At 62.5% G+C, this 2,001-nt stretch carries 3 protein-coding genes; all 3 read left to right on the top strand.

Annotation, left to right across the window (positions count from 1 at the left end; translation table 11 throughout):
• The first annotated feature begins 96 nt into the window (after positions 1-96).
• Complete coding sequence (flgH, locus tag EOA36_RS34415; protein WP_127281130.1) at positions 97-801, top strand: flagellar basal body L-ring protein FlgH; 705 nt, start codon at positions 97-99, stop codon at positions 799-801.
• Between the two features lie 35 nt (positions 802-836).
• The gene (locus EOA36_RS34410) at positions 837-1,331 is read left to right on the top strand and encodes a flagellar basal body-associated FliL family protein (RefSeq protein ID WP_127281129.1); all 495 of its coding nucleotides are present in this window, start codon (positions 837-839) and stop codon (positions 1,329-1,331) included.
• The coding region (fliP, locus tag EOA36_RS34405; RefSeq protein ID WP_127281128.1) for a flagellar type III secretion system pore protein FliP at positions 1,328-2,001 on the top strand (674 nt) is incomplete at its 3' end. The genes EOA36_RS34410 and fliP, both read left to right, overlap by 4 nt.

Below are 2,001 nucleotides of genomic sequence, written 5' to 3'. Positions count from 1 at the left end.
ACGCAAGGCCGGCGTCATCCTCAACGAAATGGACCAGAAGGCGGCGGCGACGCTCACCGGCATCATGGCCAGCGCAGCCCGAAGGGTAGATCCGTCATGATCCGCAAAATGCTCATCCTGTGCGCGGCCGCAGCGCTGTCGGGCTGCGGAACCAACTTCAAGGAGATCGGCAGGGAACCGACCATGTCGCCGGTCGGGTCGGGCATCGGCAGCGACGGGGCAGCGCCCTACAGCTATCCTCAGCCGCCCGCCACGCCGGTCAAGAAGTTCTCTCTGTGGGACGATCGTCAGAGCCGGCTGTTCACCGATCCCAGGGCGCTGCGCGAAGGCGACATCCTGACCGTCAGGATCAAGCTCAACGACAAGGCCAACTTCAAGAACCAGAACGACAGGAGCCGGACTGCCGCGCGCAAGCTGGGCTATGACGTCACGCTGGGATGGGAAGGCAACAGCACGAGCGGCAAGGGCGACGCCGGCTTGAGCTCCAGCACCGAGACCAACGCCGACGGCGAAATCAAGCGCTCGGAGAACCTTGAGCTCAACGTCGCCGCCGTCGTCACCGAGGTCCTGCCCAACGGCAATTTGATGATCAGGGGTTCGCAGGAAGTGCGCGTCAACTACGAACTCAGGGTGCTCACCATCGCCGGCATGGTGCGTCCGTCGGACATCGGCGCGGAGAACACCATCTCCTATGAACGCATCGCCGAGGCGCGGATCTCCTATGGCGGCCGCGGTCGCGTCAGTGAGGTCCAGCAGCCGGCCTACGGCCAGCAGGTCCTCGACCAGGTTCTTCCGTTCTAGGTCTTGGCCTTCTGGGGATTGGAGAGCAAAGCACCGTGGCCAATGTCGAACAGGTTCAGCCTCGCAAGGGTCCTTCCCTTGCCATCCAGGGCGCCATGCTGCTCGTGGTGACGGCCGCCGCCATCGGCATGGGCTGGATGTCAGGCGGCTATCTCAAAGGCGTCGGCGCACCATCATCGGTGCCTGTTGCGCCCGAAAATGAAGGCAAGGTCGCCCAGCCCGCCGCCACCCAACAGCCAGGCACGGGTCCAACGCTTGTCACACTGGCGCCGATCACCACCAATATCGCCTCGCCTGCCGATACATGGATCAGGATGGAAGTATCCGTGGTCTACGACGCGCCGCAGCCGCCGGCCATGGCGGAGGATATTCAACAGGATCTCCTGGCTTTCGTGCGCACCCTGAAAATGCACCAGATCGAAGGCGCCAGCGGCTACCAGCACCTGAAGGCCGATCTCGACGAACGCGCCTCGATCCGCAGTCAGGGGCACGTCAAACAGGTTCTTATCAGGACATTGCTGCTCGAATGAGAAAATTCCTTCTTGCCGCGGTACTGATCGGTGCCGCCACCTCCGTCGCGGCGGCCCAGCAGCTTGACCTCGGCGGCATCGGCAAGGCCGATGGCACCACCGTCGGCTACATCATCCAGATGTTCGGCCTGCTTACCGTCTTGTCGGTGGCGCCGGGGCTGCTGATCATGGTGACGAGCTTCACCCGCTTCGTCATCGCCTTCTCGATCCTGCGTGCCGGCATCGGCCTGCAATCGACGCCGGCGAACCTCATCCTCATTTCGCTGTCGCTGTTCATGACCTTCTATGTCATGGCGCCGACCTTCGACCAGGCGTGGAACACCGGCGTCAAACCGTTGATGGACAACCAGATCAGCCAGACCGAGGCCTTCGAGAAGATTTCCGATCCCTTCCGCACCTTCATGCTGCACAATGTGCGCGACAAGGACTTCGACCTTTTCGCCGACCTCGCCCGCGAGCGCGGCCAGGTCGTTGCCAAGGAGACGGTCGACCTGCGCATCCTGGTGCCTGCTTTCATGATCTCCGAGATACGCCGCGGCTTCGAGATTGGCTTCCTGATCGTGCTGCCATTCCTGGTCATCGACCTGATCGTGGCGACCATCACCATGGCGATGGGCATGATGATGCTGCCGCCAACAGTGGTGTCGCTGCCGTTCAAGATCCTGTTCTT

It is taken from the genome of Mesorhizobium sp. M8A.F.Ca.ET.021.01.1.1 (genome assembly GCF_003998025.1).
Lineage (GTDB): Bacteria > Pseudomonadota > Alphaproteobacteria > Rhizobiales > Rhizobiaceae > Mesorhizobium.
This window is presented reverse-complemented; position numbering and strand designations above follow the sequence as displayed.

Excerpts from the sequence above, each read along its gene's own strand:
- flgH (WP_127281130.1), top strand. The coding sequence starts at position 97 with ATGATCCGCAAAATGCTCATCCTGTGCGCGGCCGCAGCGCTGTCGGGC.